Source organism: Ottowia sp. oral taxon 894 (assembly GCF_001262075.1).
Taxonomy (GTDB): Bacteria; Pseudomonadota; Gammaproteobacteria; order Burkholderiales; family Burkholderiaceae_C; genus Ottowia; species Ottowia massiliensis.
On record NZ_CP012073.1, the window covers coordinates 1,429,108 to 1,452,966 of the forward strand.

Sequence of the window (23,859 nt, forward strand, 5' to 3'; positions counted from 1 at the left end):
AGTGCATAAAGCGCAGGAGCCATTTTGATGGCCCCTGAATCCGCTCCTGTTTTTGAGTGCTTCGCAGGCTGCTGTTCTATTCATTGCTCCAGAGCTGCGAGTGGATACAGGCGACTCAGTGCCGGGTTGCGTCCGCGCGCGCGCCACGCACTCGCTTTTTGGCAGCGGCCGCCACGGCGGCGGCGGAAGGCAGCGGCGGGGCGGCAGCGGCCTGCGCGTCGGGCAGCGGCGCGGGCAGGCGCTCCAGGGCGGTTTCGAGCACCTGGTCGATCCAGCGGACGGGGATGATTTCCAGGCCGTTTTTCACGTTTTCCGGAATTTCCTGCAAATCCTTCACGTTTTCTTCGGGGATGAGCACCTTGCGGATGCCGCCGCGCAGCGCGGCCAGCAGCTTTTCCTTCAGGCCGCCGATGGCGGTGACTTCGCCGCGCAGGGTGATTTCGCCCGTCATGGCCACGTCGGCGCGCACGGCAATGCCGGTCAGCGCCGAGACGAAGGCCGTGGTCATGGCCGCGCCGGCGCTGGGGCCGTCCTTGGGCGTGGCGCCGTCGGGCACGTGCAGGTGGATGTCCAGCTTTTCGAAGGCGTCGTCGGCAATGCCCAGGCGGCGCGCGCGGGCGCGCACGACGGTGCGGGCGGCTTCGACGGACTCTTTCATCACATCGCCCAGCATGCCGGTGCGCAGGATGTTGCCTTTGCCGGGCATGGCGGCGGCTTCAATGGTGAGCAAGTCGCCGCCCACTTCCGTCCAGGCCAGGCCCACGACCTGGCCGATCTGGTTGTTCTGTTCGGCGCGGCCATAGGTGAACTTGCGCACGCCCAGAAAGTCGCCCAGGTTTTTGGCGGTGACTTTCACTTTCGGCTTCAGCTGCACCAGTTGCAGGCCCTTGACGACTTTGCGGCAGATGCGCGAGATTTCGCGCTCCAGCGAGCGCACGCCCGCTTCGCGCGTGTAGTAGCGCACGATGTCGCGCACGGCGTCTTCGGAAACGCTCAGCTCCGCCTCTTTGACGCCGTTGGTCTTCATCTGCTTGGGCAGCAGGTAGCGCATGGCGATGCTGGTTTTTTCGTCTTCGGTGTAGCCCGACAGGCGAATGACTTCCATGCGGTCCAGCAGCGCGGGCGGAATGTTCATGGAGTTGCTGGTGGCCACGAACATCACGTCTGACAAATCGAAGTCCACTTCCACATAGTGGTCGCTGAAGGCGTGGTTTTGCTCGGGGTCCAGCACTTCGAGCAGGGCGCTGGCCGGGTCGCCCCGGAAGTCCATGCCCATTTTGTCGATTTCATCCAGCAAAAACAGCGGGTTGCGCGTGCCGGCCTTGTTCAGGCTTTGCAGCACTTTGCCGGGCATGGCGCCGATGTAGGTGCGGCGGTGGCCCCGGATTTCGGCTTCGTCGCGCATGCCGCCCAGCGCCATGCGCACGTATTTGCGGCCCGTGGCGCGCGCGATGGACTGGCCCAGCGAGGTTTTGCCCACGCCGGGCGGCCCCACCAGACAGAGGATGGGGGCCTTGACTTTGTCCACGCGCTGCTGCACGGCCAGGTGCTCCAGGATGCGTTCCTTGACTTTTTCCAGCCCGAAGTGGTCGGCGTTGAGCACTTCTTCGGCGTGGGCCAGGTCATGTTTGATGCGCGTTTTTTTCGACCAGGGCAGGCCCGCCAGCACGTCCACGTAGTTGCGCACCACGCTGGCTTCGGCGGACATGGGCGACATCAGGCGCAGCTTTTTCAGCTCGTTTTCCGCCTTTTTCAGCGCCTCTTTGGGCATGCGGGCGGCCTTGATGCGCTTTTCGATTTCTTCAATGTCCGCACCGTCTTCGCCTTCGCCCAGCTCTTTTTGAATGGCCTTGACCTGCTCGTTCAGGTAGAAGTCGCGCTGGTTTTTCTCCATCTGGCGCTTGACGCGGCCGCGAATGCGCTTGTCCACGTTGAGGATGTCCACCTCGCGCTGGATTTCTTCCAGCAGCGCCTGCAAGCGTTTTTGCACGTCGGCCACTTCCAGCATCTTCTGCTTGACGGGCAGCTGCAGCGGCATGTGCGCGGCGATGGTGTCGGCCAGGCGCTCGGCTTCGGCAATGCCGGAGATGGAATTGAGGATGTCGGGCTGAATCTTCTTGAGCTTGGCGTATTGCTCGAACTGCTGCGTGACGGCGCGGCGCAGCGCCTCGGCCTCGGTGGGGTTGGCGGGCGCGGCCGCTTCCGGCGGCATGGGCAATACGGTGGCCTTGAAAAACTCGCCGTCTTCCACGCGCTCCAGCGCCGCGCGCTGCTGGCCCTGCACCAGCACTTTCACCGTGCCGTCGGGCAGCTTGAGCATTTGCAGCACAGTGCAAATGCAGCCGGTGGCGTACAGGTCGGTCATGGCCGGCTCATCCTTGCCGGAAGTGCGCTGCGCCACCAGGGCGATGCGGCGCTCTCCGCCCACGGCCGCTTCCAGCGCCTTGATGCTCTTGGGCCGCCCCACGAACAGCGGGATGACCATGTGCGGAAACACCACCACATCGCGCAGGGGCATCAGCGGCATGTCCACCGGTTGGGGAGGCAGCAGGGTCAGTGTGGTCATGAAGCAGGGAATCCTTGTTCAAAAGAGGTGTCTGGAATTGGCGGCGCGCCAGGCAATTTCAAGACGCCGCCCAGCCCGCGCCGCGCCAGGGCGCCGCCACCAAAATGTAGCGCAGCAATGCATCTGGCGGGCCAGAATTTTTCGCTACTTTATCAATAGCATGATGTCCTAGTGCAGAAAGCGCAGAGCGTGTTTTTGGCAGGCCTGAATTTGCTCCTGTTAAAGGAGCCATTCTGGTGTTTCGGAAGTCCCTGGCGGTTTTCCCAAATGGCGCACCGTGCACGCTTGCTTCCAAATCCAGCCCGAGCTCAATGCGCAAGGCGTCGGCCTGCTGGAGCAGGCCTTAAAAAAATCAGCTCGGCGCGCGGCACCTCAAACGCGCTCTTGGTCATTCATGCGCAGGGCGTGAAGAATGCGAACACCCAAGGCTTGCCGCACGACTTTTGAACAGGTTTTAAACGAAGCGGGCTGCTGCGCAGGTCGTCAGCGGAAGACCACGGTTTTGTGCCCGTTGAGCAGCACGCGCCGCTCGGCGTGCCACTTCACGGCACGGGCCAGCACCTGGCTTTCGGTGTCGCGGCCCACGGCGGTCAGCGACTCCACGGTGTGCGTGTGGTCGGCGCGGGCCACATCCTGCTCGATGATGGGGCCTTCATCCAGATCGGCGGTGACGTAGTGCGCCGTGGCGCCGATGAGTTTCACGCCCCGCTCGTGCGCCTGGTAGTAGGGCCGCGCGCCCTTGAAGCTGGGCAAAAAGCTGTGGTGAATGTTGATGGCGCGCCCGGCCAGCTTGCGGCACAGGTCGTCAGAGAGCACTTGCATGTAGCGCGCCAGCACCACCAGCTCCGCCGATTCGGCCTGGATGATTTCGTACTGCCTGGCCTCGGCCTGCGCCTTGGTTTCGCGGGTGACGGGGATGTGATGGAAAGGCACGTTGTAGCTGGCCGCCAGCTGATAGAAATCGCGGTGGTTGCTGACGATGGCGCGAATGTCCAGCGGCAGCAGCCCGCTTTTCCAGCGAAACAGCAAATCGTTGAGGCAATGCCCCTCGCGGCTGACAAAGATGGCGCAGCGCATGGGCTGCGCCGCGTCGTGCAGCTGCCAGCGCATGTCGAACTGCGCCGCCAGCGCGTCCAGCGCCGCACGCATGGCTTGGCTTTTGGCTTCGGGGTTTTCGTCCGTCACCACAAACTGCACACGCATGAAAAACAGGCCCGTGGCCTGATCGTTGAACTGCGCCGCTTCTTCGATGTTGCCGCCGTTTTCCAGCAAAAAGCCGGAGACGGCATGCACGATGCCCATGCGGTCCGGGCAGGAGAGGGTCAAAACGTAAGTGGTCATTGCGCCAATTGTCATGGATGCACCTGACAGGCGTCCGCGCCCTTCCGGCCAGAGCGCACGTTTTTTCTTTGCCGCCATGCAGCCGTTTTGCATCAAAAAAGGAAGCAAATTTAGCGGAGATCAAATGCGCCATAACGCCCGTTCCACTAGGACCCCATGCTATCAATAGAGGGGCAAAAAGAAGGGGAGAAGGCTGTGAGGGCAGGGCGGCAAGGCGTTTCATGAGGAAAGCCGCATGCGAATGCCAAGGCCGGTTTTGGCGCCGGCGGTTCCGGTCCGGCGGCGCTTGTCAGGGTTTGACGCCGCTGGCCATGCCTTGCCTGATTTGCTCCCAGCTCAGGCCAAAGCGCAGCAGGTATTTGCGCAGGCGGTCGGAGTCATTGACGGCCTTGCGCTGCTGGCGCGATTGGGCAAAAAGCCGCCGCCCCGCTTCAGACAGGCTCGCGCTTTGAGCGCAAACGGGCAGCACGGCGGCCAGTTGCAGGCGGTCAAAGAGGTCGAGCGCGGCGGCTTTTTCAGGCCCCAGCAGGCGGGCGGGCCAGTCGGCGGCCGCTGGCGCGCTTTCGGGGGCGCTTTCCGGGCCGCTTTCGGAGCCGCTTTCCGGCTCCTGCCGCGCCCAGAGCCAGCGCAGGCGGGCGGTTTCGGCTTCTACTTGCGCTTGCGTGATGCGGCCGCCTTCGGCCAGGGTGGCCAGGCGGGTGATGCTGGAGGACAGGTCGCGGAAGTTGCCGCGCCAGGCGGCTTCTTCGCTTTGGGCAAAGCGCAAAAAGGCGCTGCGCGCTTCGGGGTGAAAGCGCGCCATGCGGCCTTGCTCGCTGGCGTGCAGGGCCAGCAGGTGGTCGATGTTGGGTTCGATGTCTTCGGGCCGCGCGGCCAGGCCCGGCAGGTCGTAAGTCCAGAGGTTGATGCGCGAAAAAAGGTCTTCGCGAAAGCGCCCGGCGGCCACTTCGCGCCGCAGGTCGCGGCAGGTGCCGGCAATGAGCTGGAAGTTGCTGCCCACTTCGCGGTCGCTGCCCAGCGGGTAGAAGCGCTTTTCCTCGATGGCTTTGAGCAGCATGGCTTGCTCGTCCGGCCCCAGCTCGCCGATTTCGTCCAGAAACAGCACGCCGCCATCGGCGCTTTTGAGCAGGCCGGCGCGGTCGCTGGCCGCGCCGGTGAAGGCGCCTTTTTTGTGGCCGAACAGGGCGGACATGGCCCCGTCGCCGTGCAGCGTGGCGCAATTGACTTCCACGAACTGGCCGCTGATGAGCTTGCGCTCGCGCTTGAGCTGGGCCATGCGCCGCGCCAGAAAGGATTTGCCCGCGCCCGTGGGGCCGGTCAGCAAGATGGGCGCGGCAGAGCGCACGGCCACGCGCTCGATTTCGTCGATCAGCGCGTTAAAGCGCGCGTTGCGCGTGGCGATGCCGCTTTTGAGAAAGGCCACGGCGTCGCGCTGCGCGGCCTCAAAGCGCCGGGCGATGGCGTCGTAGCGCGAAAGGTCCAGGTCAATGAGCGAGAGCTGGCCCGGCTCGCCCGTGCCCCAGCGGCGCGGCGGCGAGGTTTGCGCCAGCACGCCGGGCAGGTGGCGCGATTCGGCCAGCAGGAACAAACAGATTTGCGCCACGTGCGTGCCGGTGGTGATGTGCACCCAGTACTGCCACTCGTCCGGTGCCCAGGCGTAGCCGTGCGCCCAGTCATAGAGCGCGCTGTAGACCTGGCCAAAGTCCCAGGGGTCGGCAATGGGCAGCAGGGTCAGGCGCACGTCGGTGGCGGGCGAAAAGGAGGCGATGTCGCCCTGCACGCATTCGGCCAGCCGGCGGTGGCGCTCGCCGGTGTAAATCAGCTCCAGCCGCGCCACGGGCTGGCCGGGCTGCTGGCACAGCGCCACGGAGGGCCGCCACTTTTGCCAGCGGCCCGCGCCCATGCCGCTGTCGAGCTGCGTGCCGAGAAAGCCAATGGCCGTGACCGGTTTGATATTCATATCTCAAAGTCTAGCTTTGAATATCGAATCAACCCGCCTGCCGCCTGGCCTGAAAGGCGCGGCCAGATGCCTTCAGAAAAAATTTTCTCCTTTTATTTCAATGAATTGAATGGTTTTTTTGCCGCCTGCAAGCGGCGCTGGCATGCCGCCTGCACTGAAGAAAGCACCTGAATGGCTGCCGCCAGCTTGCAGGAGCCGCATCGGGCCACAAGCCCTGCGGCCCGGTGCGGCGCCCGGTTCGCGAAGCGCCTTGCAGCGCAAAGCGGCCTGTAGGCGCGCCGTATGCCGCTGGTGATGGTGTTCGGGTTTTGCTGGTAGCTCAGTATGGATAGAGCGCACTTTTTTCTAAGGTGAAGTCGCAGGTTCAAGTCCTGCCAGGCAAATTGTTTGTGGCTCATTCGGTAGAGCAATGCACTGTGAATGCATCGGTATATCCGTAGCGGGTTCGAGTCCCGCCAAACAAAACCGCATTTCGCAAGGAATGCCCAAGTACCGGGGCCGCAAGGCCCCTCCCGCCGAGTGCGGCGCGGCCTCAAGGCCACGGCTGGCGTCAAGCCTGCCCGGCCTGCCAGCCGCGCCGCCCCTGTCCCGGCGGCCCCGCGCCAGCGCGCGCACCGGGGCCGCAGCGGGCGGCCAGCGGCGGGCCGCGCCAGAGAAAAGGCCGCCTTGGCAGGGCCTTGGCCTCAAAGCAGGCTCTCTGGGCGCCGCCCGCATCGCACGCCGCCCGTCTGCGCCCGGCTCACGCGCCGGCCCGCTGCCGGGGCAGGGTTCGGCAACCCTTTTTTGAAACAAACCGGTTCGGCGTGAATGACTTGCGCGAATCGCCATAGGAGAAAAAAACATGAAAACCTGGGGCTTCAAAACCATACGGGTCAAGAAAAACGAACGCGCCATGCTCCTGCGCAATGGCGACTTTGACCGCATGCTCATGCCAGGCAAGCACCGCATCACGGCCTGGGGCGACGAGCTGCGCGCCCAAGCCTTCAATCTGGAAGAAAGCGCCTTCACGCACTCTTTGAGCGACTACCTGATGGCGCGCGAGCCGCAAGTGGTGGACGAGCACTTTGTGCGCGTGCAAACGGGCGAGGACGAAGTGGCCCTGCTCATTGAAGACGGCGTGCTGACCGCCATCATCCCGCCCGCCACGCGGCGTCTGTACTGGAAGGGCCTGCACGAAGTGCAAGCGCAAGTGCTGCCCGTGCCGCCCGATTTGCGCGTGCCCGCCGACTTGCTGGCCCGCATACGCGCCGCCCGCGCTGCGGGCATGAACCGCTACGCGCCGCTCATGGCCGAAGTGCCGCAGTTTCACACCGGCTTGCTGTGGGTGGACGGGCAAATCCGCGAAACCCTGCCGCCCGGCGTGCATGGCTGGTGGCAACACGGGCACGCCGTGCGCGTGGACGTGGTGGACTTGCGCGCGCAAACCGCCGAAGTTGCCGGGCAAGACATCCTCACCCGCGACAAAGTCACGCTGCGCCTGAACCTCACCGCCGTCTGGCGCTACACCGACGCGCAAACCGCCTTCGGCCAGCATCCCAAGCCTGCCGATCACGTGTACCGCGAACTGCAATTTGCCTTGCGCGCCGCCGTCGGCCAGCGCACGCTGGACGCCCTGCTGGAAGACAAGGCCGCCATTGACGCCACCGTGCTCGCCCAGGTGCAGCCGCGCCTGGCTGGCAGCGGCATCGCGCTGGAGAGCGTGGGCGTGAAAGACATCATCTTGCCGGGCGACATGCGGACCATCCTTGCCCAGGTGGTGGAAGCCGAAAAGGCCGCCCAGGCCAACGTCATCCGCCGCCGCGAGGAAACCGCCGCCACCCGCTCGCTGCTCAACACCGCCAAGGTCATGGAAGGCAACCCCGTCGCCCTGCGCATGAAAGAGCTGGAAACGCTGGAGCGCGTGGCCGAACGCATCGACAAGATTTCCGTCGTCGGCGGGCTGGACCAGGTGCTCAGCGGGCTGGTCAAGCTCCGGCAGGACTGAAACGGCTGCCATCGCATGGAGGGCTGCCGCCGCGCGTCTTCATGGGTTTTGCGGCCGATGAAGGCGCGAATTGAATTGATCTCTCAGGGGCGGCCCGCGCCGCCCCGTCTTCCCATCATCCTGGTCATCATGAAAAACACCCCAAGCCGCAAGCAACTGCGCACCGAACAAAAGGCCGCGCGCAAGCAGCCCTGCGCGCAAAGGCTGCCAGCGGACGTCAGCCGCCTGGTCCCCGGCAACAGCTACGGCGCGGCTTGCAAGCAGTTTTATGAACCCGTTCCCTTCCGCTGCATGGACTGCGGCAAGGAAGAAATATGGACAGCCCGCCAGCAAAAGTGGTGGTACGAAGACTGCCAGGGCAGCATCTACAGCACCGCCACGCGCTGCCTGCCCTGCCGCATCGCCCGCCGCCAAAAGCTGGCCGAACAGCGCCAGCGCACGCAAGACGGCCTGGCCCGCAAAGCCGCCCGCACCTTTGACGTGCAAGCCTTCAAACAGGAAAAACAGCGCCGCGCCCAATTGCGGCGGCAGTGGCGCGCGCAGCAAAAGGCGCGACAAAAGGCGCTGGAAATTCCGGCTTCGGATGCACGCAGCTCACTGGCGGATCCGGCCAGTTGATTAAAGGAATCAAAAATGACAACGACTGAAACCATGCCAAACGCCGCCGCGCCCGAAGAAGCGGCGCAAAAGCGGCTGGAGCGCCGCCTGGAGGCCGCGCGGGCCAGAAATGAAAAAGCCGCTGAAGAAATGCCGCCCGAAATCATTGAGGTGAATAACGAAAACGGGCATTACCTGCAAATGCAAATCGGCGGCGCTGCGCCCATCAAAATGTGGACCCGGGGCGTGCCGGTAGAAGAAGACGCGCGCCAGCAATTAAAAAATATCGCCAGCCTGCCCGTGGTATTCAAACACGTGGCGGTGATGCCGGATGTGCATCTGGGCATCGGCGCCACGATTGGCACGGTGATTCCAACCATCAAAGCCATTATTCCGGCAGCGGTGGGCGTGGATATTGGCTGCGGCATGATGGCCTGCAAAACCACGCTGACGGCCAGCGATTTGCCCGACGATCTGGGGCCGCTGCGCAGCGCCATTGAAAAAGCGGTGCCGCACGGCATGACGCCCAAGAAATATGGCCGCGACAAAGGCGGCTGGGAAACGCCGCCCGCTGAAACAGACGCGGCCTGGACCCGTTTGGCCGATGAATTCAGGCAATTGTGCGAATTACACCCGCGCCTGGAAAAGACGAATAATTACAAACACCTGGGCACGCTGGGCACGGGCAACCATTTCATTGAAATTTGCCTGGATGAAAATCAGGCCGTGTGGATCATGCTGCATTCCGGCTCGCGCGGCGTGGGCAATGCCATCGGCACGCATTTCATTGAATTGGCGAAACAAGATGCGCGATTGCACCAGCAAAATCTGCCGGATGAAAACCTGGCCTATTTTGAAGAAGGCGCGCGGTATTTCGGTGAATATGTGAAAGCCGTGGACTGGGCGCAGAAATTCGCCGCCGCCAACCGCGAAGTGATGATGACGCGCGTGATTAACGCTATGCGAAAAGTCATTGCCAAGCCATTTGAAACGCATGTGGAAGCGGTGAATTGCCACCATAACTACGTGCAGCGCGAAACGCATTTTGGCCAGGCGGTTTTTGTCACGCGCAAGGGCGCGGTCAGCGCCGAAAAGGGGCGGCTGGGCATCATTCCCGGCAGCATGGGCGCCAAAAGCTACATCGTGCGCGGCAAGGGGCACCCCGACAGCTTCAACAGTTGCAGCCACGGCGCAGGCCGCACCATGAGCCGCACCCAGGCGAAAAAACTGTTCACGGAGGCCGACCAAATCAGGGCGACCGAAGGCGTGGAATGCCGCAAGGACGCAGGCGTGATTGACGAAATTCCAATGGCCTACAAGGACATAGACGCCGTAATGGCCGCCCAGGCCGATTTGGTGGACGTGCTGCACACGCTCAAGCAGGTGGTGTGCGTGAAGGGGTGAAGCAGAGCAAAACGCCTTCGGCCAAGCCGGGACTGATGCAACACATGAATATTGCTCCTTTATTCATAGCATGATGTCTTAGTGGGAAAAGCGCAGGATGGTTTTTTGAAATCATTGAATTTGCTCCTCTTTTTTAAGACTGCCGTTGGGCAAGGCGGCTCGGAGTTCACCTCATTTAGCCAATGCGCCGCTTGCACATCAAAAAGGCCGGGGCGCGCCTGATGGCGCGCCCCGGCCTGAGCAAAGGAGCAGAAACGGGCGTTTATTTCGGCCCAAGGGCGCCTGAAGCCGCGCCCTTGGCGGCGTTCGAAGCGGCGTCCTTGGTTGCCTGCCGGCCGTCCTGTCCTGTCACCGCAGGCATTTGCGCCTGTTCGGCTGCCGTGGCAGCGGGCTGAGTGGCGGAGTGAGTGGCAGATTGGGCGGCTGAAGGCTGCGCCGTGGTTTTGGCGGCCTCATGCGCCTGTGGTCCTGCAACGGCTGAAGGCGTAGGCGCATTGGCCTGCTGATCCACGGGCTTGATGCCCGTGCCGGCGGCATGGGCCATGCCCCAGCTCATTGCCGTGGTCAGCAGCACAACGGCAGAAGAAGCGTAGATGGAACGTTTGGTCATGGAAGAACCTTTCATCGAGTTGAAGGGGAGTTGCAGTGTGTCCGCCATCGCCGTTACACACCACCTCTGGCCTGTTGGGCTTGTGTCAGGGTGCAAGCTGGCCCGCGCCGCGCGCTGCCGCCTTCCGGCAGCAGGGGCTTCCACTAAAATGGCCGGTTGCTTTACCACACATATTCGGCCCCGGACTGCCTGGCCGCCGGGCGCCGCCGAAGGAGAAATTCACCCTCATGGCAAAAGAAGAACTGATCGAGATGCAAGGCGTCGTCAATGAAGTGCTGCCTGACTCGCGCTACCGCGTCACCCTCGACAACGGCCACCAGCTCGTTGCCTACTCGGCAGGCAAGATGAAGAAGAACCACATCCGCATCCTGGCGGGCGACCGCGTCACGCTGGAGCTTTCGCCGTATGACTTGAGCAAGGGCCGCATCAGCTTCCGCCACCTCAACCGTGCGCCCGGCAGCGCCACGCCGCCCGCTCGCAGCGCGCGCTGAAAACCCGCTTTTCCCGCCGCTTCAACAGCCCTTTTTTCTGCCCGCGCCTGCGCCTTGCAGGGGCGGGCAGCGTCGTTTCCGGGGCTGGCGTATTCAATATTCGCGCGTCCATCCAGCCGCTTGTTCACGCGCTTCTTGGCTGCGCGCGGCGTGCAGTTGGGCGCTTGGCCGCCTGACTGCTTTGGGGCTGCCCATGAAGGCGCCTGTTTATTGCCCGGCTTGCTGGCCGCTGGCGGGCAGTTGAATGGCGGCAATGCGCTCCAGCGCCTGCTGCACTACGTCGCTTTGCATGCTTTGGTAGAGCATTTCGGCTTCGGCTTCCTTGGACAAGGCGGCGCTTTCGCTGTAGCTCTGGTCGATTTCGCGCAGGATTTCGGCGTCAGGCAGCGCCACGTGGCCTGCCGGGGTGACGAGGCGAAAGCCAAAGCGCACGCGCAGTTGGTATTCACGCACTTGCCCCGCCGCGTTCAGGCCGACCACGCTGCGCTCGCGGCTGTCTTGCAGGGCTTGCAGGATGACTTGTGCCCGGTTTTTTTCAGCGGCGTCGGTGATGACTTGCAGGCCCGCGCTGGCAAGCTGGCGCTTGAGTTCCGCGCCCAGGGTGGAGCTGGCGGGCATGTCCACGTAAATGGAGCGGAAGGCAAATTCAGGCGGGCGGCGCAGGTGAAAGCCGCAGGCCGTCAGCCAGGGCGCGGTGCTGGCAGCAAGGGCGGCCAGGCTGGCGGTGAGCAAAAGGCGGCGGCAAGGCATGGCGGGCGCTTTCGTCATGGTTCAGAAAGAAGGGGCACAGGCGGCATAAAAGAGGAGCAAATTTGATGGGGCTGAAATGCCGCTTCGCGCAGATTCCACTAGGACGTCTTGCTATGAATAAAGAAGCAAATCAAGCGCAAGGAGAGGGGCGCAAGCGCCCCCTTCACAGCCGCACGGCCGTGCCGCTCACAGCACCACATTGACCAGCCGCCCCGGCACGACGATGAACTTTTTGGGCGTGGCGTTCGCGCCAGCGAATTTGATGAAGGCTTCGCTGGCCAGCGCGGCCTGTTCAATCTCGGCCTTGCTGGCGTTGGCGGGCACGGTGAAGCGGCCGCGCAGCTTGCCGCCCACTTGCAGCATCAGCTCGATTTCGTCGCGCTCCAGCGCCTGGGCGTCGGGGCTGGGCCAGGGCGCGTCGATCAGATCGCCCATGAGCGCCTCGTAGCCCAGCTCGCGCCACAGGGCGTGGGTGATGTGCGGGGTGGCCGGGTAGAGCACGCGCAGCAGGATGCCGAAGGCTTCGCCCAGGGCGAAGGTGTCGCCTTCGCTGGCCGCGCCATCGCCGTCGCCCTTGAAGGCTTCGATGGCGTTGAGCATCTTCATCGCGCCGGAGACCACGGTGTTGAATTGCAGGCGCTGGTAGTCGTAGTCCACCTGGCCGAGCACGGTGTGGATTTCGTGCCGCAGCGCCCGGGCTGCCTTGCCCAAAGCGGCGGGGGCGCTTGGCTTGCCCGCTTGCGCCAGTTGCGGCAGGGCAGACAGGCGCAGGCCGCAGGCCCACAGGCGGCGCAAAAAGCGGTGGCTGCCTTCCACGGCGGTGTCGTTCCACTCCAGCGTGGCCTCGGGCGGCGCGGTGAACATGGTGTAAAGGCGCGCGGTATCGGCCCCGTATTGCTCGATGAGCGTTTGCGGATCGACGCCGTTGTTTTTGGATTTGGACATGGTGCCCACGCCTTCGTAGTCGATGGGCGTGCCGGCGGGCAGCTCGCCGTCGGCGCTGGCCACGGGCTTGATCAGTTTGGCGGCCACTTGCTTGCCGCTGGCGTCCAGCACCGGCTCCACGTCAGCGGGCCAGAAGTATTCCTTGCCGCCCTTGGCGGTGCGGCGGCTGTAGATGTGGTTGAGCACCATGCCTTGCGTGAGCAGGCGGGTGAAAGGCTCGTCGATGCGGATCAGCCCCAGATCGCGCATGGCTTTGGTCCAAAAGCGCGCGTAGAGCAGGTGCAAGATGGCGTGCTCGATGCCGCCGATGTACTGGTCCATCGGCATCCAGTGCGCCGCGCCGCTGCCCACCATTTTTTCGTCATCGTGCGCATCGCAGTAGCGCATGAAGTACCACGATGAGTCCACAAAGGTGTCCATCGTGTCCGTCTCGCGCCGGCCCGGGCCGCCGCATTGGGGGCAGCGCACGCCCGCCTGGAAGGCGGCGCTTTTGGCCAGCGGGTTGCCGCTGCCGTCGGGCACCAGGTCTTGCGGCAGCAGCACGGGCAGGTCTTTTTCGGGCACGGGCTGCGGGCCGCAGCTTTCGCAGTGGATGATGGGAATGGGCGTGCCCCAGTAGCGCTGGCGGCTGATGCCCCAGTCGCGCAGGCGCCAGGTGGTGCGTTTTTCGCCCAGGCCCTTTTCGGCCAGCAGCGCGGCCGCCTTGTCCACGGCCTGCTGGTAGGGCAGGCCGTCCAGCGGGCCGCTGTTGATGCACACGCCTTGCTTGTCGGCGTAGTCCGGCAGCCACTCCTGGGCTTCGGCGTGGCGCAGCAAGGCGGCCTCATAGGTTTCGCGGGTGAGTTCGTCCAGCGGCTGGGCCTGGTCTTCCAGCGCCCGCATGTAGTTCATCTCCACGGCGGAGAGGATGACTTTTTTGATGTCGATGCCGTACTTTTGCGCAAAGGCAAAGTCGCGCTCGTCATGCGCGGGCACGCCCATCACCGCGCCGTCGCCATAGCTCATGAGCACGTAGTTGCCCACCCACACTTCCACCCATTCGCCCGTGAGCGGGTGGCTGACGTGAAAGCCCGTGCGCACGCCCTCTTTTTCCTTGAGCGCCAGCTCGGCCTCGGTGGTGCCGCCCTGCTGGCACTTTTCGATGAAGGCGGCCACTTCCGGGCGAAAGCGCGCGATGAGCGCCGCCAGCGGGTGCTCGGCCGCAACCGCCACAAAGGTCACGCCCATGAGGGTGTCGGCGCGGGTGGTGAACACATACAGCGGCCCGCGCGGCGGCTGCTCGCCCGCTGGCAGCGCGGGCGGCTGGCCGTCGCGCCAGGCGGCAGCGTCGTTCCAGTCGAAGGGAAAGCCAAAGCGCAGGCCCTCGCTCTTGCCAATCCAGTTTTCCTGCATCAGCCGCACGCGCTCGGGCCAGCCGGTGAGCGTGGCCTTGGGGTTGTCCACCTGCACATGGTCCAGCAGCTCTTGCGCGTAATCGGTGATCTTCAGGTAGTAGCCCGGAATTTCGCGCTTTTCCACCAGCGCGCCGGTGCGCCAGCCGCGCCCGTCAATCACTTGCTCGTTGGCCAGCACGGTCTGATCCACCGGATCCCAGTTCACCACCTGCGTCTTGCGGTAGGCGATGCCTTTTTCCAGCATCTTCAGAAACAGCCACTGGTTCCACTTGTAGTAGCTGGCGTCGCACGTGGCGAACTCGCGGCTCCAGTCAATGGCCAGGCCCATCGCCTGCATCTGGCCCTTCATGTAGGCGATGTTGTCGTAAGTCCACTTCGCGGGCGGCACGCCGTGCTTGATGGCGGCGTTTTCGGCAGGCAGGCCAAAGGCGTCCCAGCCCATGGGCATGAGCACGTTAAAGCCCTTCATGCGCAGGCTGCGCGTGATCATGTCGTTGATGGTGTAGTTGCGCACATGCCCCATGTGCAGCTTGCCGCTGGGGTAAGGCAGCATGGAGCAGGCGTAGTACTTGGGGCGGCGGCTGTCTTCGCGCACACGCCAGGCCTGGCTGGCCTGCCAGTGCGCCTGGGCGGCCTTTTCAATCTGAGAGGGGTCGTAACGGTCTTGCATGATGGGGCGCGATTGTAGGAGCGAGGGCTTTTTGCTATCAGAAAAATAGCTGCCCGCGCCCGTTTCACGGGGACTTCAGGCCGATTTGGCTCTGAAAATCCGCTGGCGGCGGCGCAAACGCCGCGCTCTGAACAGGCTCTCACGGCGCTTCTTGCCGCGTTGCCTCCTGCAAGCGCCCGCCCTGCATCACCAGCACGCGGCTGGCGCTGGCAATGGTTTCGGGGCGGTGGGCCACGATCACGCGCGTGACGGGCAGGCGGCTCACGGCCTCGCTCACCTGGCGCTCGCAGGCCACATCCAGATGGCTGGTCGCCTCATCCAGAAACAAAAACTGCGGCTGGCGGTAAAGCGCCCGCGCCAGCATCAGACGCTGGCGCTGCCCGCCGGAGAGAGCGCTACCCCTGTCGCCCGCCAGAACCTGTTCATGGTTTGGCCGTGAGGGGCAAAAGGGCGGATCGGGATGGGCTGCAAGGCGCAAACCGCAGACGGGCCTTGTGGCCCGGCGAGGATTTGCAACGCCGCAGACCGCCCGAGTCCGCGCTTTTCGCCCCCACGGACAGGCCGTGAACAGGTTCTCAGACTGTGGTAGTTCATGGGCATCGCCATGATTTCGTCATGAATGGCGGCCAGCCGGGCGGCTTGCTCAATGCGATCGGGCTGAAAGCCGGGGTCGAAAAAACTGATGTTTTCGCCAATGCTGCCGGCAAACAGGCGGTCGTCCTGCATCACGCAGCCCGTCAGGCCGCGCACGCGCGCCGCGCTCGCGGGCTGCATCAAGTGCCCGCCGATGCGAATGCTGCCCGCCGCAGGCGCCAGCAAACCCAGCATCAGCTTGAGCAGCGTGCTCTTGCCGCAGCCTGAAGGGCCAACGATGGCCACCGATTCGCCCGGCTCAATGCGAAAGCTGCAATCCTTCAGCAGCCACGGCTCCCCTTGCGCATGGCGGAACGACAGGTTCTCCACCTCTATGCCCGCTCCTGCCAGCGCCGTCAGCGGCGGCAGACTCGCGGGCGCTGGCGCATCCGCCCAAGCCCCTGCTGGAACCTCCTCATGCAGCGGCCCGTCCTCTGGCTCGGCCAGCATGATGTCCGCCAGCCGCTGTGCATGCAGCCGCAGCATCCTGAACTCGATGCCCTTGTCAATCAACGCCCCGGCGCGCGTGGCGAACTGGTCTTTGTACGAAAGGTAGGCAATCAGCATGCCCACGAAGAACCTGTCTGGAGTCTGGCCGTGCGGGGCAAAAGAGCGGGGCGGGATAGGCTGCAAGGCGCAAACCGCAGACGGGCTAAATGCCCGGCGAGGATTTGCAACGCCGCAGACCGCCCGAATCCGCCCTTTTGCATCCACGGGCAGGCTCCGGACAGGTTCTGGACACGCTGTCCAGCGCCAGCAGTGCGCCCAGCCAGATGACGGCGATGCGCTCCACGCCAAAAACCAATTGGCTCGCGCTGCCAAAGCCCAAATTCATGCGCGCCAGCCGCACATCCTGATTCACCGTGGCCACCATCAGGTTTTCATAGTCGGCGCGGCGCAGCGGCTCCTGGTTGGCCACCTTCACGCTCTGCATGCCGCGCAGCGTTTCCAGCAAATGCGTCTGCTGGCGTGCGGCGGCCAGCAACTGCTGCTCCGTGCCATCGCGCAAGGGCGCGAAAGCCGCCAGCCGCAACCCCGCGTACAGCGCCACCGCCAGCAGCGTCACCAGCGCCAGCTTCCAGCTGTACACCAGCATCAGCGCCAGCGTCACGGCAGCCATCAGGCCGTCAATCAGCGCTTCGACAAAACTCGTGCTCAGGGTTTTCTGAATGGCCTGCACCGCACCCATGCGCGAAGTCACATCGCCCACATGGCGCTTTTCAAAAAACGCCATCGGCAGCCGCAGCAAATGGGCGAACACCCGCCCCGCCCATTGCAGCCCCAGGCTGGATGAAAGGTGAACCACCGTCCACCCCCGCAAAAAGCCAATGCCCAGCTGCACCAGCAGCGCCAGCCCGAAGCCCAGCCCCAGCACCGCCAGCAAATCACGGTCGGCAGACACCAGAACATGATCTACCACCCATTGCATACAAGAACCTGTTCACCGTCCAGTCACGGTTGCAAAAGGGCGGACTCGGGCGGTCTGCGGCGTTGCAAATCCTCGCCGGGCCACAAGGCCCGTCTGCGGTTTGCGCCTTGCAGCCCATCCCGATCCGCCCTTTTGCCCCTCGCGTCTAGACAGCGAACAGGTTCTCAAAGGGCGCCAGCACCACAAACACCTGCAAGGCCGCCGAAAGCAGCAGCACTTGCGCCAGCGCTCCCCACAGCCCACGCACCGGCCCCGTCAGCTGCCGCAGCGAAACCGCAGGCGCCGCCCGCTGCGGCCTGAACTGCGGCGCAGGCGCAAGCTCCAGCGCCACGCCCGTGAAGTGGCGCGAAACATCCTGCAAATCCATCTCCCGCCGCCCCGAGGCCGGATCCAGCAGCACCGCCTTCTTGCGCCCCACGTGCGCCAGCACCACGAAGTGATTCAGATCCCAGTGCAGGATGCACGGCAGCTTCAGCTGCCCCAGGTCTTGCATCTCCAGCCGCAGCGCCCGCGCGTTCAGCCCCAGCTGCTGCGCATGCTCAATCAACTGGTTCAGCCGCAGCCCTTTGAGCGAAAGCGGAAAGCGCCGCCGCATCTGCGGCAAATCCATATGCAGGCCGTAATGCCCCGCCACCATCGCCAGACAGGCCAGGCCGCATTCGGCGGCCTCAGACTGGATTAGCGGCTTCATGCACCCGCCCCGAAACCGCCCTGAGCGCGAACGCGCCTGACTGAATCAATCGCAAACATCACGCACAGAGCGAACGACAGCACGCCCAGCGCCCAAACAGCTTTCGCCTGCGGCGCGCCAGCCAGCCACACCCAAACGCCAAAAAACATATTTGCCGAAAAATGCGCCAGCATGGCCGCCCACAAATGCCCCGTCACCACATAGAGCAGCGAGAACAGCAAGGCCGCAAAAATATAATCCGGCCTGAAATGAATGGCGGCAAAAATGACGGCGGAGACCCCTGCTCCTGCAAGCAGGCCATATTTTGCGAAATGCCCCTGCAAGTATTTTCTGTAAATCAACTCCTCCCGCACTGCACCCGTTGCCAGCATCAGAACCAGCGGCCAACCCCATATCTTTTGTAGCCTGACGGCGTCTTCGTTGATCATCTCCTGGAATGCGCCCATATCCATTCCGCCCGCAACAAAATAAAAGGCATCATCAATCAGCCCCATGCCACTCTTGATGGCGATGCCCGCCATAATGCTTCCCGCTGCAAGCATTGCCATGTCCTTTCCGGTAAAAACTTTTTTTTCAGGGCGCCAGGCGAACAGTTTCCCGCCGCTGACATGCCTGTAAACCGCCAGGAAAAACAAAAGTCCAGCCAGATTGCCAATTGCCTGGGCGACATGACGGCCCGCAGCATCTTGCAAGCCCACGCCAATCAGCACGGCAACCATCAAATGCAGAATATAGAGACAGATTATTCGCGCGTTGCTCATGATCTCAAGCTGGGCCTCGCGGCCCGGCTTTCATAGGCGTCTATGGCATCAGCAATCGCCGGTTCCAATGCATATCATCTCGGTCGTGGAGTTAATAACCGAGCGATAAAGATTGGGCAGATCATCAACAATGCTGCATATATCTTCATACCAGGGATACAAGGGGCCGCCACCTGAAACTTCAGACAATTCATTTTGAGTCAATTCGCGCATTTTGCGCTCCTTTCGATTGAAATGGCACAAACCCGGTGCCACGGGACTGCCGGAACGCCCGGCAATTCTTGGATCCTGCTCAAATATCAGCCATGTAAAACAGCACATAAAATCCTATTGTGAAGTTGTATGCTCCATGAATGATGGAGCGCTCGAACGCGCCCATGCGCATGCATGTCGCCGCCCACGCCAGCACGGCGCCATAAACAAACGTCAGCCACTCATTGCCGCGATGAGCTACGCCAAACAGAAACGACGTGATGATGATGGCTCCCAGGCTTCCAGTGAATTTCTCAATGCCCCTCAGAAGCAATCCCCTCACGATTTTTTCTTCGTACAACGGAATAATCAACGAGATGTTCATCAAATGTAAACAGTAATACATCAATAAATTCACCCCGCTTGTGTCGCCATTCACATTGATGCGACCTTCTCTATTGAAGCAAAGCCACAGCGCAGCAGGCAAAATACCTGCCAGCGCCAGCATGGGTATTCTGCGGCCCATGAATTTCCTGCATTGCTCTTTTTGCAGCATGAATAGGATGGGGATGGTGATTGCCGTTACCGCGAATTCGGCAATATTTTTTCCCGTAAATTTCCACATGAATTTAACGAGTTCGTTCGGAACAATGGTCAAGATAGCCGTCGAGATGATCCAGAAAATACCCTGCATTTTCGGATGCGCCTGCCCATAATCCCTTGCCCATTGAATGGCGGCGCCTGTTTTATGAACGAGGGCATTTGTCATTCCGCATTCCCCACTTTCCCCGCCACCGAATAAAGCGGCTCCACCAGCCATTCGATGAGGCGGCGCTTTTCGCCCATGATGTCGGCGTCCAGCAGCATGCCGGGCTTGAGGTTTTCGTGGCGGCCGTAGGCGGTGATGTACTGCCGGGGCAGATCCACGGTGATGCGGTAAACCGGCTCGTCGCCCTGAGAACCTGTTCAAAGTCTGTCCGTGGGCGTGAAAGCGCGAACTCGGGCGGGCTGCCGCGTTGCAAATCCTCGCCGGGCCACAAGGCCCGTCTGCGGTTTGCGCCTTGCAGCCCATCCCGATTCGCACTTTCGCCCCTCACGGCCAAACTCTGAACAGGTTCTGATAAACGGATGAAAGGGCCTGCAATTCGCTGCGGGTGAGGGCGCTGCGGCTGATGCTGGCCACGCGCCCGGTGTGGTGGCCAAACTTCTGGTACGGATAGGCCTGGTAGCGCAGCATGACTTTGTCGCCCGGTTCGATGAAGCCGACAGCGCGGCTGGGAGCAAGCAGGTGGGCTTGCAGCGTGCCCTGGCCGGGCAGCAGGCTGAGCAAGGGCTGGCCCGCTTGCACGGCCTGGCCCTGGCGCACGAGCTGGGCGGCGATGACGCCCGCCACGGGCGCGGTGACGGCCAGGCGGTTGTCCATGCGCACCTGCACTTCGCTTTGCTCCAGTTGCGCCATGTCACGCGCGTGGTTGGCGCGGGCGGCTGCGCGCTGGCTGGGCAGCTCGCGCAGGGCCTGTTCCAGCTGGGCGAGCAGGCGGCGGGTGCTGGCGGCTTGCCGCAGCAGGGTTTGCGTTTGCGCTTCGTGCTCGAAAACGGCGGATTGCTGCTCTTGCACGCTGACGGCTCCGGCTTTTTCCAGGCTTTGGTAGCGGGCCAGTTTTTCGCGGGCCAGGCGGGTTTGGCGCTGGCGGGTGGCGGCTTCGGCTTCGATTTGCAGCAATTCGCGCCGGGCGGCTTGCAGTTGTTCGTTCAGGCCGCTGGCTTGCTGGCGCAGTTGCTGTTGCTGAGCGTCTTGCGCGGCTTTCAAGCTGGCTTTCTGCTGGCGGATTTGCTGCTCCAGCGCCGCGCCGCCGTTGCCGCTTTCAGGCATGGCGCGCGGGGCCTGGATGATGGCGAGCGTCTGCTCGGCGCTGGCGGCGTCGCCTTCGGCCGCGTCCAGCCGCTCGACGATGCGGGTGACAGGGGCAGGCAGCGTGACCACGCCTTGCAAGGGCACCAGCTGGCCCGCCACGCTGGCGCGGCGCGTGTAGCTGCCCAGCAGGAGAAAGGCGACGATGACCGCCGCCATACCCGTCGCCGCCAGCGTGAGCAGCCACACGCCCAGCGGCTGGCTGATAGCGATGCCGCCCAGCCGGGCGCTGCGGTGATTGCGGATGACTTCGGGGCGAAACAGCATGGCGGCAATGCGTAGGCGTCAGGAAAATGGCGGGCCGCATGCTACAAGTAACAAGAATTCCTATCAATAAATAATCAACGGAAACGCTGGCGCGCGGGCGGCTTGCCCGGTCCATGCCGTCTGAAAGGGGCTGGCCGCGCGGCTGACGGAGCCAGGCGCTTTTTGTCGGATGTGCCCGTGACTTTGCCAGGTGGGCAGAGCGTGTTGCCTGCCCTGATTTAGCTCTTTTATTCATAGCGCAATGTCCTAGTGAACACTGCGCGGAACGGCATTTCTGCTCCCTTGAATCAGGCATGCGCCATTCGCGTTGACTTGCGGGTTTTGAAGCAAGGGCTGAGAAGCTGTTCAGAGGAAATTTGCCGCCGAAGCCTGATGGCGGCCTTGCCGCTTCAATCTCGCAGGCTGGCATAAAAAAGCACCGCCAGAAGGGGCGGTGCTTTGCAGGCGGAAGCGCCGCTGCTACAGCAGCATTTTGGCCAGCAACAAGCTGAACGCCAGGCTGAACGCCAGGCTGAGCAGCCCTGGCAGCATGAAGCTGTGGTTGAAGATGTAGCGGCCAATGCGCGTGGTGCCCGTGGTGTCGAAGTCGATGGACGCGATGATGGGGCCGTAGTTCGGAATGAAGAAGTAGCCATTGACGGCCACAAAGGTGCCCACCATGATTTCCGGCGGCACGCCCAGGCCCACGCCCACGGGAAACAGCGTGGCGACTGTGGCGCCCTGGCTATTGACCAGCACGGAAAGAATGAAAAGCGCGAAAGCGAAGGTCCACGGCGCGCTTTTCACCAGCCCTGAAACCAGCTCTTTGACTTCGCCCATGTGGGCGTGCATCAGCGTGTCGCCCAGCCAGGCAATGCCGAAAATGGCAATCACGGCGCGCATGCCGGCGTGGAATACCGAACCGCGCGTGATGGCCGTGCCGTCGGGCCTGCAAATCAGCAAGATGAGCGCGCCTGCCGTGAGCATGACAATTTCAATGGTGTGCGCCATGCCCAGCGGTTTCAGCTTGCCGCTGGCGTCAGGGAAAAACGGGCGCAGGCTTTCCACCGAACCCATAATGACCACCAGCACGGCGGCAATCAGGAAAATGCCCACGGATATTTTGGCGTTGCGGTTGCCGGCGGCCGTTTCCGAGGCATTTTGTTCCTGCTGCGATTCAATCATTTCCAGATAATCCGGATCGCTTAGCCGTTTCTGGTAATGCTCGTCGTCCTTGAGTTCCTTGCCCATTTTGTTGACGAAAATGCAAGCCAAGCCAATGCCGAGAATGGTGGAGGGTATGGTGACCATGAGCACATCCAGCATGGTGATGTGGTAAGGCTCCAGAATGACCAGCGCAGATACCACGGCGGCTGCGATCGGGCTGGCCACAATGGAAAACTGCGAGGCGATGACGGCCATGGACAGCGGGCGCTCGGGCCGCACGCCGTTGCGGCGGGCCACTTCGGCAATGACGGGCAGCACAGAGTAGGCCACGTGTCCTGTGCCCGCAAAAATGGTGAATACGTACGTGACCGCTGGCGCAATGAAGGTGATGTGTTTGGGGTTCTTGCGCAAAATGCGCGTGGCCAGCCGGATCATCAGGTCCAGCCCGCCTGCGGCCTGCATGGCGGCGGCGGCGCAGACCACGGCCATGATCATCAGCATCACGTCGATGGGCGGGCTGGTGGGCTGGAGCTGGAAGCCGAAGGTCAGCACGGCCAGGCCCAGCCCCCCAAAGACGCCCAGGCCGATGCCGCCAGCCTGCGCACCCACCAGAATGCACAACAAAACAATGACAAACTGAACAATAAACAGCGTGGACATGACGTCTCCAAACTATCAACGACTGCCAGCGCACACCTGCGCGCCAATTACCGATACACGAATGCATTAATGGCCCGCATTTTCCACGGACGCCGTAACCGCACAAATGGCCATAATGAAGGCGGATTCTAAACCTGGCGCGGCAGCCGGGCGATGAAAAAATATGGATTATGTTGTTCTGGCAGGCGCCATTCTCGTGTTTCATGACGCAGGTCAGAAAATTGGCGCCGGTTTTCAAACTGCAAACGGGTCAGGCCGGCCAGATAATGCAGTTTCTGCCATTAGTAATGGCACACGAAAAGGCGCGGCAAATGGGCTGCCGCGTGAGGCGTGATGAAGCCGCCCATCAGGCGCCGCGCTTTCGCCGCGCCTTCACGGCTTCGGCCAGCTGGCGCAGCACGGGCGCCGTCTGCTGCCAGCTCAAACAGGCGTCAGTCACGGAAACGCCGTGTTGCAGGGGCTGGCCGGGCGTGATGTCCTGGCGGCCTTCGTTCAGGTGGCTTTCGATCATCACGCCGGTGATGCGGCGCTCGCCAGCGGCGATTTGCGCGGCCACGTCGGCGGCCACGTCGATTTGGCGGCGGTGCTGCTTGGCGCTGTTGGCGTGGGAGCAGTCAATCATCACTTGCTCGCGCAGCCCGGCCTGGGCCAGAAGCTGGCAGGCAGCCTGCACGTCGGCGGCGCTGTAGTTGGGCGCTTTGCCGCCGCGCAAGATGACGTGGCAGTCCGGGTTGCCGCGCGTTTCAAAAATGGCGGCCTGGCCCATCTGGGTCATGCCGATGAAAGCGTGGGGCGCTTGCGCGGCCACGATGGCGTCGGCGGCCACTTTCACGCCGCCGTCGGTGCCGTTTTTGAAGCCCACGGGGCATGACAGGCCGCTGGCCAGCTGGCGGTGGCTCTGGCTTTCGGTGGTGCGCGCGCCTATCGCTCCCCAGCTGACGAGATCGGAAATGAACTGCGGCGAGAGCAGATCAAGAAACTCCGTGCCTACGGGCAAGCCCAGCGCCAGCACGTCCAGCAGCAGGCGGCGGGCCATTTGCAGGCCGTCGTTGATGGCGTAGCTGCCGTCCATGCGCGGGTCGTTGATGTAGCCCTTCCAGCCCACGGTGGTGCGGGGTTTTTCGAAATACACGCGCATCACCATGAGCAGCTCGCCTGCCAGCGCGTCCGCTTCGGCCTTGAGCCGCTGCGCGTATTCCAGCGCCTGCGCGTGGTCGTGTATGGAGCAGGGGCCGACAACGGCGATGAGCCGGTCGTCTTCGCCGTGCAGCACGCGGGCGATGCCGGCGCGGCTTTGCTCCACCAAGGCCAGCACGGCATCCGGCGCGGGCAGCCACTCTTGCAGCAGCGCGGGCGTGAGCAGCGGGCGCACGGCGCGCATGCGGATGTCGTTGGTGCGGGTGGCGTCCTGGGTGTGGGAGGGCATATGCGTTTTCCGGTCAAGCCAAAGAGATGG

At 63.1% G+C, this 23,859-nt stretch carries 21 protein-coding genes, 2 tRNA genes and 1 pseudogene; 6 read left to right on the forward strand and 18 right to left on the reverse strand.

Features of this window, described 5'->3' with window-relative positions; genetic code table 11:
* Nucleotides 1-115 precede the first annotated feature (115 nt).
* The 4 genes from lon to ADJ79_RS14125 form a co-directional block, all read right to left on the reverse strand.
* Entirely contained in the window at nucleotides 116-2,566 is a 2,451-nt protein-coding gene (gene lon / locus ADJ79_RS06085) for an endopeptidase La (RefSeq protein ID WP_050715211.1), read from the reverse strand.
* A 483-nt stretch (nucleotides 2,567-3,049) separates the two neighbouring features.
* Nucleotides 3,050-3,922, reverse strand: a complete 873-nt coding sequence (gene purU / locus ADJ79_RS06090) for a formyltetrahydrofolate deformylase (protein ID WP_371256939.1) — start codon at nucleotides 3,920-3,922, stop codon at nucleotides 3,050-3,052.
* 274 nt (nucleotides 3,923-4,196) lie between these two features.
* Nucleotides 4,197-5,867: an RNA repair transcriptional activator RtcR gene (gene rtcR, locus ADJ79_RS06095; protein ID WP_050715212.1), complete on the reverse strand. Its 1,671-nt coding sequence runs from the start codon at nucleotides 5,865-5,867 to the stop codon at nucleotides 4,197-4,199.
* 72 nt (nucleotides 5,868-5,939) lie between these two features.
* On the reverse strand, nucleotides 5,940-6,206 hold the full coding sequence (locus ADJ79_RS14125; protein WP_156304052.1) for a hypothetical protein: 267 nt from the start codon (nucleotides 6,204-6,206) through the stop codon (nucleotides 5,940-5,942).
* Between ADJ79_RS14125 and ADJ79_RS06100 the strand changes: the two genes are divergently transcribed.
* The 5 genes from ADJ79_RS06100 (at nucleotide 6,175) to ADJ79_RS06125 (ending at nucleotide 9,852) form a co-directional block, all read left to right on the forward strand.
* A tRNA-Glu gene (locus ADJ79_RS06100) sits at nucleotides 6,175-6,251 on the forward strand. The genes ADJ79_RS14125 and ADJ79_RS06100 overlap by 32 nt on opposite strands.
* A tRNA-His gene (locus tag ADJ79_RS06105) sits at nucleotides 6,251-6,331 on the forward strand. The genes ADJ79_RS06100 and ADJ79_RS06105 overlap by 1 nt, the downstream gene beginning before the upstream one ends.
* 377 nt (nucleotides 6,332-6,708) lie before the next feature.
* Nucleotides 6,709-7,851: a slipin family protein gene (locus ADJ79_RS06115; RefSeq protein WP_050715214.1), complete on the forward strand. Its 1,143-nt coding sequence runs from the start codon at nucleotides 6,709-6,711 to the stop codon at nucleotides 7,849-7,851.
* A 129-nt stretch (nucleotides 7,852-7,980) separates the two neighbouring features.
* Complete coding sequence (locus tag ADJ79_RS13120; RefSeq protein ID WP_082203367.1) at nucleotides 7,981-8,469, forward strand: zinc-ribbon domain containing protein; 489 nt, start codon at nucleotides 7,981-7,983, stop codon at nucleotides 8,467-8,469.
* 180 nt (nucleotides 8,470-8,649) lie between these two features.
* Nucleotides 8,650-9,852 (forward strand): RtcB family protein, encoded by a 1,203-nt coding sequence (locus ADJ79_RS06125; RefSeq protein WP_156304266.1) that lies wholly within the window; start codon nucleotides 8,650-8,652, stop codon nucleotides 9,850-9,852.
* A 262-nt stretch (nucleotides 9,853-10,114) separates the two neighbouring features.
* Here ADJ79_RS06125 and ADJ79_RS06130 read toward each other — a convergent pair whose 3' ends face one another.
* Nucleotides 10,115-10,462, reverse strand: a complete 348-nt coding sequence (locus ADJ79_RS06130) for a hypothetical protein (RefSeq protein ID WP_050715215.1) — start codon at nucleotides 10,460-10,462, stop codon at nucleotides 10,115-10,117.
* 227 nt (nucleotides 10,463-10,689) lie between these two features.
* On the opposite strand from ADJ79_RS06130, the gene infA reads away from it, so the two are divergent.
* A complete protein-coding gene (gene infA, locus ADJ79_RS06135) occupies nucleotides 10,690-10,953 on the forward strand; it encodes a translation initiation factor IF-1 (RefSeq protein WP_050715216.1) in 264 nt (87 codons plus the stop codon).
* A 207-nt stretch (nucleotides 10,954-11,160) separates the two neighbouring features.
* On the opposite strand, the gene lptE is transcribed toward infA, so the two are convergent.
* The 13 genes and pseudogenes from lptE to ADJ79_RS06195 form a co-directional block, all read right to left on the reverse strand.
* Nucleotides 11,161-11,721 (reverse strand): LPS assembly lipoprotein LptE, encoded by a 561-nt coding sequence (gene lptE, locus ADJ79_RS06140; RefSeq protein WP_253273877.1) that lies wholly within the window; start codon nucleotides 11,719-11,721, stop codon nucleotides 11,161-11,163.
* Between the two features lie 168 nt (nucleotides 11,722-11,889).
* On the reverse strand, nucleotides 11,890-14,712 hold the full coding sequence (gene leuS, locus ADJ79_RS06145) for a leucine--tRNA ligase (RefSeq protein ID WP_050715217.1): 2,823 nt from the start codon (nucleotides 14,710-14,712) through the stop codon (nucleotides 11,890-11,892).
* Nucleotides 14,713-14,851: 139 nt separating this feature from the next.
* Nucleotides 14,852-15,130: pseudogene (locus ADJ79_RS14965) on the reverse strand (ATP-binding cassette domain-containing protein); the annotation flags it as partial.
* Nucleotides 15,076-15,912: an ATP-binding cassette domain-containing protein gene (locus ADJ79_RS06155; protein ID WP_082203368.1), complete on the reverse strand. Its 837-nt coding sequence runs from the start codon at nucleotides 15,910-15,912 to the stop codon at nucleotides 15,076-15,078. The pseudogene ADJ79_RS14965 and the gene ADJ79_RS06155, both read right to left, overlap by 55 nt.
* A gap of 85 nt (nucleotides 15,913-15,997) precedes the next feature.
* Entirely contained in the window at nucleotides 15,998-16,747 is a 750-nt protein-coding gene (locus ADJ79_RS06160; RefSeq protein WP_216597159.1) for an ABC transporter transmembrane domain-containing protein, read from the reverse strand.
* A gap of 172 nt (nucleotides 16,748-16,919) precedes the next feature.
* On the reverse strand, nucleotides 16,920-17,465 hold the full coding sequence (locus ADJ79_RS06165; RefSeq protein ID WP_050715219.1) for a cysteine peptidase family C39 domain-containing protein: 546 nt from the start codon (nucleotides 17,463-17,465) through the stop codon (nucleotides 16,920-16,922).
* Complete coding sequence (locus ADJ79_RS06170; protein ID WP_082203156.1) at nucleotides 17,462-18,226, reverse strand: CPBP family intramembrane glutamic endopeptidase; 765 nt, start codon at nucleotides 18,224-18,226, stop codon at nucleotides 17,462-17,464. Before ADJ79_RS06170 ends, ADJ79_RS06165 begins: the two co-directional genes overlap by 4 nt.
* A gap of 48 nt (nucleotides 18,227-18,274) precedes the next feature.
* Complete coding sequence (locus ADJ79_RS14130) at nucleotides 18,275-18,439, reverse strand: bacteriocin (protein ID WP_156304053.1); 165 nt, start codon at nucleotides 18,437-18,439, stop codon at nucleotides 18,275-18,277.
* Between the two features lie 79 nt (nucleotides 18,440-18,518).
* Nucleotides 18,519-19,187 carry a CPBP family intramembrane glutamic endopeptidase gene (locus ADJ79_RS06180; protein WP_050715222.1) on the reverse strand — a complete coding sequence of 223 codons (669 nt, stop codon included), beginning with the start codon at nucleotides 19,185-19,187 and terminating at the stop codon, nucleotides 18,519-18,521.
* Nucleotides 19,184-19,345 carry a hypothetical protein gene (locus ADJ79_RS14135; protein ID WP_156304055.1) on the reverse strand — a complete coding sequence of 54 codons (162 nt, stop codon included), beginning with the start codon at nucleotides 19,343-19,345 and terminating at the stop codon, nucleotides 19,184-19,186. Before ADJ79_RS14135 ends, ADJ79_RS06180 begins: the two co-directional genes overlap by 4 nt.
* Nucleotides 19,346-19,511: 166 nt before the next feature.
* The gene (locus tag ADJ79_RS06185) at nucleotides 19,512-20,597 is read right to left on the reverse strand and encodes an HlyD family secretion protein (protein WP_050715223.1); all 1,086 of its coding nucleotides are present in this window, start codon (nucleotides 20,595-20,597) and stop codon (nucleotides 19,512-19,514) included.
* A 459-nt stretch (nucleotides 20,598-21,056) separates the two neighbouring features.
* The gene (locus tag ADJ79_RS06190) at nucleotides 21,057-22,403 is read right to left on the reverse strand and encodes an anaerobic C4-dicarboxylate transporter family protein (RefSeq protein ID WP_050715224.1); all 1,347 of its coding nucleotides are present in this window, start codon (nucleotides 22,401-22,403) and stop codon (nucleotides 21,057-21,059) included.
* Between the two features lie 346 nt (nucleotides 22,404-22,749).
* Complete coding sequence (locus ADJ79_RS06195; protein ID WP_050715225.1) at nucleotides 22,750-23,829, reverse strand: 3-deoxy-7-phosphoheptulonate synthase; 1,080 nt, start codon at nucleotides 23,827-23,829, stop codon at nucleotides 22,750-22,752.
* Nucleotides 23,830-23,859: the final 30 nt, after the last annotated feature.

Excerpts from the sequence above, each read along its gene's own strand:
- lon (WP_050715211.1), bottom strand. The coding sequence starts at position 2,566 with ATGACCACACTGACCCTGCTGCCTCCCCAACCGGTGGACATGCCGCTG.
- purU (WP_371256939.1), bottom strand. The coding sequence starts at position 3,922 with ATGACAATTGGCGCAATGACCACTTACGTTTTGACCCTCTCCTGCCCG.
- rtcR (WP_050715212.1), bottom strand. The coding sequence starts at position 5,867 with ATGAATATCAAACCGGTCACGGCCATTGGCTTTCTCGGCACGCAGCTC.
- ADJ79_RS06115 (WP_050715214.1), top strand. The coding sequence starts at position 6,709 with ATGAAAACCTGGGGCTTCAAAACCATACGGGTCAAGAAAAACGAACGC.
- ADJ79_RS13120 (WP_082203367.1), top strand. The coding sequence starts at position 7,981 with ATGAAAAACACCCCAAGCCGCAAGCAACTGCGCACCGAACAAAAGGCC.
- ADJ79_RS06125 (WP_156304266.1), top strand. The coding sequence starts at position 8,650 with ATGCAAATCGGCGGCGCTGCGCCCATCAAAATGTGGACCCGGGGCGTG.
- ADJ79_RS06130 (WP_050715215.1), bottom strand. The coding sequence starts at position 10,462 with ATGACCAAACGTTCCATCTACGCTTCTTCTGCCGTTGTGCTGCTGACC.
- infA (WP_050715216.1), top strand. The coding sequence starts at position 10,690 with ATGGCAAAAGAAGAACTGATCGAGATGCAAGGCGTCGTCAATGAAGTG.
- lptE (WP_253273877.1), bottom strand. The coding sequence starts at position 11,721 with ATGACGAAAGCGCCCGCCATGCCTTGCCGCCGCCTTTTGCTCACCGCC.
- leuS (WP_050715217.1), bottom strand. The coding sequence starts at position 14,712 with ATGCAAGACCGTTACGACCCCTCTCAGATTGAAAAGGCCGCCCAGGCG.
- ADJ79_RS06155 (WP_082203368.1), bottom strand. The coding sequence starts at position 15,912 with ATGCTGATTGCCTACCTTTCGTACAAAGACCAGTTCGCCACGCGCGCC.
- ADJ79_RS06165 (WP_050715219.1), bottom strand. The coding sequence starts at position 17,465 with ATGAAGCCGCTAATCCAGTCTGAGGCCGCCGAATGCGGCCTGGCCTGT.
- ADJ79_RS06170 (WP_082203156.1), bottom strand. The coding sequence starts at position 18,226 with ATGAGCAACGCGCGAATAATCTGTCTCTATATTCTGCATTTGATGGTT.
- ADJ79_RS14130 (WP_156304053.1), bottom strand. The coding sequence starts at position 18,439 with ATGCGCGAATTGACTCAAAATGAATTGTCTGAAGTTTCAGGTGGCGGC.
- ADJ79_RS06180 (WP_050715222.1), bottom strand. The coding sequence starts at position 19,187 with ATGACAAATGCCCTCGTTCATAAAACAGGCGCCGCCATTCAATGGGCA.
- ADJ79_RS06185 (WP_050715223.1), bottom strand. The coding sequence starts at position 20,597 with ATGCTGTTTCGCCCCGAAGTCATCCGCAATCACCGCAGCGCCCGGCTG.
- ADJ79_RS06190 (WP_050715224.1), bottom strand. The coding sequence starts at position 22,403 with ATGTCCACGCTGTTTATTGTTCAGTTTGTCATTGTTTTGTTGTGCATT.
- ADJ79_RS06195 (WP_050715225.1), bottom strand. The coding sequence starts at position 23,829 with ATGCCCTCCCACACCCAGGACGCCACCCGCACCAACGACATCCGCATG.